Consider the following 7,540-nt stretch of genomic DNA (forward strand, 5'->3'; position numbering starts at 1 on the left):
GATGCGGGGTGGAGCAGCCTGGTAGCTCGTCGGGCTCATAACCCGAAGGTCGTTGGTTCAAATCCAGCCCCCGCTACCAAATTTAGGTGAAAAGCATATCGGTAACATGCCCGACGAACGTCGGTCTCAGCTTTTCATACGCGCAGCAGCTGAAGGTCATTAGTTTACATTCAGCCCCGCGCTACCAAATTTAAAGTTAAGGACTGCTTAGCTCCTTAATTTGCTCAGATAATATAAATTGACTGAGCTTTATTGATGAATATAATAATAAGGCCCCTTCATAGGGGCCTTATTTTTTCTGAGCCGTTTTATTTAGTATGGCTCAAGTGGGCAATGGCGCTGCCTTTGACCCATCACATGAATGATTTTGCTGATGGGCCTATTTAGGCCCATTTTTGTATGTAAAAAATGCTTGTAAAAGCAAAGAGTTATAGAGTGATCGATGGCTAGAAATACTGATTTAGAAAATATTATTCGCCCTGCAGTCGAAGCTGCTGGCTTTGAGTTTTGGGGTTTGGAATACCTTTCTCAGGGCAAACATTCGGTATTAAGGGTGTTTATTGATCATGAAAATGGTATTTCAGTGGATGATTGCGCTGAAGTTAGCCATCAGGTGAGTGGTGTTCTGGATGTAGAAGATCCAATTAAGGGGCTTTACAACCTTGAAATCTCATCTCCGGGGATGGATCGCCCATTGTTTAATGAGCAGCAGTTTGCTCGCTATGTGGGTGAGGATACTGAAGTTAAATTGTCAGTGCCGTTAAATGGCCGACGCAAGTTTAAAGGGACTATCGAACAGGTTGAGGCAGGTGTTATGACGCTTCGAGTCGATGGTGAAGTTTATGAGATCAATTGTCAGCAGATTGATAAAGCGCATTTGATCCCTAAGTTTTAGTCTTAATTGATGAATATCAGGTATTGATTAAAGGTTAACACGTATGAGCAATAAAGAAATTTTATTAGTGGTTGAAGCTGTTTCCAATGAAAAGGATGTACAGCCTGAAGTGATTTTTGGTGCAATTGAAGCTGCCCTGGCCACTGCCACAAAGAAAAAACATGGCGTTGATATTGATGTGCGTGTTGATATTGACCGTGATACAGGTGATTACGATACGTATCGTCGCTGGACGGTTGTTGCCGATGATGCGGTTGAAGACCCTTTGACGGAAACCACTTTGTCAGCGGCGCAGGTTGAAGACCCTGATATTCAGATAGGCGACTATGTTGAAGAACAGATTGAGTCGATTGAGTTCGGCCGTATTGCCGCACAAACAGCGAAGCAGGTTATCGTACAAAAAGTTCGCGAAGCCGAGCGTGCTAAAACAGTTGATGCATTCCGCGACAGAGTAGGCGAATTGGTCACTGGTGTGGTTAAAAAAGTCACACGCGATTATATCTTCATCGATTTAGGTAATAACGCAGAAGCGGTTATTCAACGTGAAGAAATGATGCCACGTGAAACGGTAAGGGCTGGCGATCGTGTACGCGGTTTATTGTATGCCATCAGTACAGAAAATCGTGGTCCACAATTATTCGTGAGCCGTACTCGTCCAGAAATGCTGGAAGAATTATTCCGCATTGAGGTGCCAGAGATTGGCGAAGAAGTGATTGAAATTAAAGGTGCTGCTCGTGATCCGGGTTCACGCGCTAAGGTTGCCGTTAAAACCAATGATAAGCGTATTGATCCTGTGGGTGCCTGTGTTGGTATGCGTGGTGCACGTGTACAGGCTGTAACGGGTGAGTTAAATGGCGAACGAATTGATATTGTTCTGTACGATGACAACCCAGCGCAGTATGTGATTAATGCGATGGCACCAGCTGAAGTAGTTTCTATCGTGGTTGATGAAGATTCTCGTAGCATGGACATCGCGGTAAGCGAAGATCAGTTAGCGCAGGCGATTGGTCGAAATGGTCAAAACATCCGTCTAGCCAGTGAATTAACTGGTTGGGAATTGAACGTGATGACTGAAGAAGATTTCGCCACTAAGAATCAGTCAGAAACTGAATCGATTGTTGCGATGTTTGTTGCCGACCTGGGCGTTGATGAAGATTTGGCGGATATTCTGGTTCAAGAAGGCTTCACCACTCTTGAAGAAGTCGCCTATGTACCACAATCTGAAATGCTTGAAATCGAAGGTTTTGATGAAGATCTGGTTGATGCGTTAAAGTCACGCGCAAAAGATGTGTTGTTGACTAAAGCCATTGCCAGCGAAGAGCAGTTGGAAGAAGTGGAGCCAGCCGAAGATTTGTTGAATATGGAAGGTATGGATCGCCACCTGGCATTTGTTCTAGCGAGCAAAGGCATTGTAACCATGGAAGATTTAGCAGAGCAGTCAGTGGATGAGCTTGTAGAAATCGAAGAACTTGATGAAGAGCGTGCCGCGAAGTTGATTATGACCGCGCGTGCTCCTTGGTTCGAGGAGCAGGAATAATATAGCGGGGGATAGCGAATGTCGAAAATTACAGTAAAAGATCTGGCTAATACCGTCAAAACTCCAGTTGAAAAACTGATGGAGCAATTGTCGGCGGCCGGAATAAAAGTTAAAGGTCCGGAAGATGCCATCACTGATGAGCAGAAAAAGACCCTATTGGCCTATTTGCAAAAAAGCCATGGTGGTTCGGAAAGTACTGGACCAAAGAAAATTACGCTTAACCGTACGCAAAAAAGTACCTTGAGTGTAACCAGTGCTGAAGGTAAGAAAAAGTCAGTGCAGGTTGCGGTAAAGAAAAAACGCACCTATGTAAAACGTTCCAGCGAAGAGTTGGCTAAGTTAGCGGCGGAAGAAGAAGCGGAGCGTAAAGCGCAAGAAGAAGCTAAACGTCAAGCTGAAGAAGCCAAGCGTCAAGCGGAAGAAGAAGCCAAGCGTCAGGCCGAAGAAGAAGCCAAACGTCAAGCGGAAGAAGAAGCGAAGCGTCAGGCGGAAGAAGATAAGCAGGGCACTGACAAAACCGAGGCGGAAGATAAGTCAGCGAAAAAGGCTGCTCCGGCTCGTGAAGAGAAAAAAGAAGAGAAAGCAGGTAAGCCTTCAAAGGCTAAGCCAAAATCAAAGTCACGCTTTGACGATGATGACGATGAAGAAGTTGTTGTTAAAAAGCCTAGCAAGCCTAAAGGTCCAGTTAAGCCAATGTCTATAGCTGACTTTGAAGAGAAAAGCGGGCATCGCAAAAAGAAACGTAAGAAAGGTAAGAAGAAAACTTCAGATGTGGACTTGGTAGCAGGTGCACTTGAAGACAGTAAGCGCGGTGTAGTGATTGAACAGAGAGTATATCAGGCACCAGAAGCTATGAAAAAACACGGTTTCAAGAAACCAACAGATACTATTATTCACGAAGTAGAAATTCCGGAAACCATTACCGTTGGTGAGCTTGCAAAAGCGATGACGGTTAAAGCACCGGAACTGATGAAAGCCATGATGAAAGTGGGCGTTATGGCCACTATCAACCAGTCGCTTGATCAGGAGACTGCCAGCTTGATCGTTGAAGAAATGGGCCATAAGCCTGTTCTGGTCAACGAAAACGAGATGGAAGAAAAAGCCTTGTCAGAAGCGCATGATGAAACGGGTGAAACCAAGCCTCGTGCTCCGGTTGTTACCATCATGGGTCACGTTGACCACGGTAAAACATCGTTGCTGGATTACATTCGTGCGAGTCACGTGGCATCCGGTGAAGCGGGTGGTATTACCCAGCACATCGGTGCTTATCACGTTGAAACGGATAAAGGCATGATTACCTTCCTGGATACCCCGGGTCACGCAGCTTTCACAGCAATGCGTGCGCGTGGTGCGGAAGTCACCGATATCGTGGTGTTAATCGTTGCTGCGGATGATGGCGTTATGCCGCAAACCATTGAAGCGGTACAGCACGCTAAAGCAGCGGGCGTTCCGATGATTGTGGCGGTCAATAAAATTGATAAGGAAGAGTCTGATCCTGATCGCGTTAAGAACGAATTATCACAACATGATGTTATCCCTGAAGACTGGGGTGGTGATGTGCAGTTTGTTCACGTTTCTGCGAAGAGTGGTCAGGGCGTTGATGAGCTTCTTGATTCGATTCTGCTTCAGTCAGAAGTATTGGAATTGAAAGCGACAGATGAAGGTGCAGCAAAAGGTTTCGTTATTGAAGCGCGTCTCGACAAAGGGCGTGGTGCAGTTGCATCTGTCCTGGTTCAGAAGGGTCAATTACGCAAAGGCGATATCTTACTGGCCGGCACCCATTATGGTCGTGTTCGAGCCTTGCTGGATGAGAACGGTGAGTCGATTGAATCAGCTGGTCCATCAATTCCGGTAGAAGTCTTAGGTTTGTCAGGAGTTCCGGTGGCTGGTGATGAAGCGACCGTAGTTGCGGACGAGCGTACGGCACGTGAAATTGCTGACCGTCGTGAGCAAAAACAGCGTGAAGAATTCCAGGCTCGTCAGCAAAAAGCCAAGCTTGAGAATATGTTTGCCAATATGGGTAATGACGAAGAGACGCAACAGCTTAACGTGATTATCAAGGCGGACGTACAAGGTTCGGTGGAAGCATTGAATAAGTCATTAGTTGACTTGGCTACTGAAGAAGTTGAAGTGAAAGTGATTTCAAGTGGTGTCGGCGGTATTAAGGAAACTGATGTTTCATTAGCTGCAGCATCGAATGCCATCATTATCGGCTTTAACGTACGTGCTGATTCTGCTTCGCGTAAACTGGCTGAGAAAGATGCCGTTGAAATCCGCTACTACAGCGTGATTTACGAAGCGATTGAAGAAGTCAAAGCAGCACTTGGCGGTATGTTGTCACCAGAATCTCGTCAGGAAATTATTGGTCTGGCAGAAGTTCGTGATGTCTTTAAGTCACCAAAACTGGGCGCGATTGCCGGTTGTATGGTGGTTGAAGGGGTTGTTAAACGTCATAACCCAATTCGTGTATTACGTGACGATGTTGTTATCTATGAAGGCGAGCTGGAATCATTGCGCCGCTTTAAAGATGACGTCAACGAAGTTCGTAATGGCATGGAATGTGGTATCGGCGTTAAGAACTACAACGACGTTAAGCCTGGCGACAAGATCGAAGTGTTCCAGATCGTTGAAGTTCAACGTACTCTATAATTTGCAATTGGGTAGAAAAAATGTCACAAGCACGCGCACAAAGAGTTGCTGATCAAATCCAACGCGAGTTGGCTGTTTTGCTACAACGTGAAGTCAAGGATCCTCGACTGGGGATCGTCACGGTTTCCGGCGTGGAAGTAACCAGTGATCTTCAGAATGCGAAGGTGTTTGTGACTTTTTTAGGCAAAGATGAAGAACAGGAAATTAAGCAGGCCTTGGAAGTGCTTTCAGGTGCTGCTGGTTTCCTGCGCTCACAACTAGCAAAATCCATTCGTATGCGTAGCGTTCCCAGCCTGCGCTTTTTATTTGATAAATCGATCGTTGAAGGTCAGAGAATGTCGTCTTTGATTGAAAAGGCCATCTCGGAAGACGAGTCGAAAAAGTCATAATTTAGAATTTTCGGAGAAAGACCATGGGCAGACGACGTAAACGCGGTCGCGATATTACGGGCATCTTGCTACTGGATAAACCCACCGACATCACTTCCAATAAAGCATTGCAACAAGCCAAGTTTTTATACTTTGCTGCAAAAGCCGGCCATACCGGTGCTCTGGATCCGATTGCGACCGGTGTATTACCCATCTGTTTTGGCGAAGCAACCAAGTTTTCACAGTATCTGCTCAATGCGGATAAAAAGTATCGGGTGACGGCAAAGTTGGGCGAGAAAACCACAACTGCTGACCGTGAAGGCGAAGTGATTGAAACTAAGCCTGTCGCTGTGACAGAAGAACAACTTGTCAAAGTACTGCAACAATTTAAAGGTACTATCAGCCAGGTTCCTTCGATGTACTCAGCCTTAAAGAAAGATGGCGTTCCATTGTACAAGCTGGCTCGCCAGGGCATTGAAGTTGAAAGGGATGCCCGCGAAGTGGACATTTACTCACTGGAGCTTGTGAGTTTTTCTGATGAAGAGTTTGTGCTTGACGTGCATTGTTCCAAGGGAACTTATGTTCGAAATCTGGTCGAAGATATTGGCGATGAGCTGGGTTGTGGTGCACATGTGTTAGAATTACGCCGCACCGCGGTAGGAGGCTTTGGACTCGAGCAGACCGTTACACTGGCTCACCTCGAAGAATTAAAGCAGGCAGATGCCAAGCTGGAAATGGATGAGCTGTTGCTACCCGTGGAAAAAGCGTTGGCACACATGCCCCTTATCCAGTTAAGCGATGATCAGGCCTATTATCTGCGTATGGGCCAGGCGGTACAGGTACCGGGAGCTCCTGTAGAAGGTAGTGTTTGCCTGCTACATGACAATCAATTTATAGGTGTTGGTGCAATCAATGACGATGGCAACATAGCACCAAGTCGCTTGATCAGAACTGATGAAGCGACTGTGTAAAGAATGAATAATAAGGATTTAGGGTAATGACTGATATTGTTAAACCACTGGTAATTTTCTCGCACGGTAAAGTTAGTGGTCCGAAAGGAAGTCGTATCCAGGCATTGTCGAAAATTGCTGAGCGCATGGGATTTGAGGTGGAATCATTGGATTACCGCCGCTTACCGACCAATGAAAGAGTTGTTAAGCTGAATAACCATTTAGCTAATTTGCAGCGCCCCTATGTGTTGGTGGGTACCAGCATGGGCGGTTATGTGTCAGCAGTAGCCGGCATTGAAAATCATCCGCTGGGGATGTTTTTAATTTCTCCGGCAATTTATCTGGATGGTTATGCAGAAGCTGAGCTTGAGCAAGTTAAGTGTCCAGTAACCATAGTCCATGGCTGGAAGGACGATATTGTTCCAGTGGCCAATGTGATTAAGTTTGCCCAGGCCGCTGGCGCTAATTTGCATATTTTTGATGGTGGCCATCGTCTGCGTGAAAAGCTTTCTGAAACAGAGTCCTGCTTTGAACAGTTCCTGCGTCAATGCTTTATTGAATCAAGTATGGATATGCCGCTAAAAGATGCGGTAAATCAGTAAAAAACTCAACAATATCGGGCTATTTGGCCCTTTATGGCTTTTTACCGCTTGCTGAAAGGTGAGTGACTAAGGTAAAATCCCGCATTCATTTGACTGGCTGAATTAGTGATTGGCCGGTCTTGTTTAAAACCTTGGGCAAGTCCCTGAAATTTGGAGTAAAAAATATGTCACTAAGTCCAGAAGCGAAAGCTGAGATTGTTAAAGAACACGCGCGCGGTGAAGGCGATACTGGTTCTCCTGAAGTTCAAGTAGCGTTATTGACTGCGCAAATTAACCATTTGCAAGATCACTTTAAAGTGCATAAGCATGACCACCACTCACGTCGTGGCTTGTTGCGTATGGTTAGCCAGCGTCGTAAGTTGCTTGATTATTTGAAACGTAAAGATCAAGACCGCTACTCTGACCTCATTAAGAAGTTAGGTCTGCGTCGCTAAAAAGAATAAAGGGGCCTTTAGGGCCCCTTTTTGCTTTCAGACGATGTGGGTTCTGAAAGTGTTGAAACTTAAATAGGAAAATACTGTGGAATATACAAAAAAATC

At 45.7% G+C, this 7,540-nt stretch carries 7 protein-coding genes and 1 tRNA gene; all 8 read left to right on the forward strand.

Annotated elements, in window-relative coordinates:
- Positions 1 to 2: 2 nt before the first annotated feature.
- A tRNA-Met gene (locus HUJ19_RS05685) sits at positions 3 to 79 on the forward strand.
- 363 nt (positions 80 to 442) lie between these two features.
- Positions 443 to 895, forward strand: coding sequence for a ribosome maturation factor RimP (rimP, locus tag HUJ19_RS05690; protein WP_290622736.1), 453 nt, complete (start codon positions 443 to 445; stop codon positions 893 to 895).
- Between the two features lie 43 nt (positions 896 to 938).
- On the forward strand, positions 939 to 2,432 hold the full coding sequence (gene nusA, locus HUJ19_RS05695; RefSeq protein ID WP_290622737.1) for a transcription termination factor NusA: 1,494 nt from the start codon (positions 939 to 941) through the stop codon (positions 2,430 to 2,432).
- An 18-nt stretch (positions 2,433 to 2,450) separates the two neighbouring features.
- Positions 2,451 to 5,081 (forward strand): translation initiation factor IF-2, encoded by a 2,631-nt coding sequence (gene infB, locus HUJ19_RS05700; protein ID WP_290622738.1) that lies wholly within the window; start codon positions 2,451 to 2,453, stop codon positions 5,079 to 5,081.
- 20 nt (positions 5,082 to 5,101) lie between these two features.
- Positions 5,102 to 5,470, forward strand: a complete 369-nt coding sequence (gene rbfA, locus HUJ19_RS05705; protein ID WP_290622739.1) for a 30S ribosome-binding factor RbfA — start codon at positions 5,102 to 5,104, stop codon at positions 5,468 to 5,470.
- A 23-nt stretch (positions 5,471 to 5,493) separates the two neighbouring features.
- Positions 5,494 to 6,420, forward strand: coding sequence for a tRNA pseudouridine(55) synthase TruB (truB, locus tag HUJ19_RS05710; protein WP_290622740.1), 927 nt, complete (start codon positions 5,494 to 5,496; stop codon positions 6,418 to 6,420).
- 26 nt (positions 6,421 to 6,446) lie between these two features.
- Entirely contained in the window at positions 6,447 to 7,001 is a 555-nt protein-coding gene (locus HUJ19_RS05715) for an alpha/beta hydrolase (protein ID WP_290622741.1), read from the forward strand.
- A gap of 164 nt (positions 7,002 to 7,165) precedes the next feature.
- On the forward strand, positions 7,166 to 7,435 hold the full coding sequence (rpsO, locus tag HUJ19_RS05720; protein WP_018623365.1) for a 30S ribosomal protein S15: 270 nt from the start codon (positions 7,166 to 7,168) through the stop codon (positions 7,433 to 7,435).
- Positions 7,436 to 7,540 lie beyond the last annotated feature (105 nt).

Source organism: Kangiella sp., assembly GCF_014762745.1.
GTDB lineage: Bacteria > Pseudomonadota > Gammaproteobacteria > Enterobacterales > Kangiellaceae > Kangiella.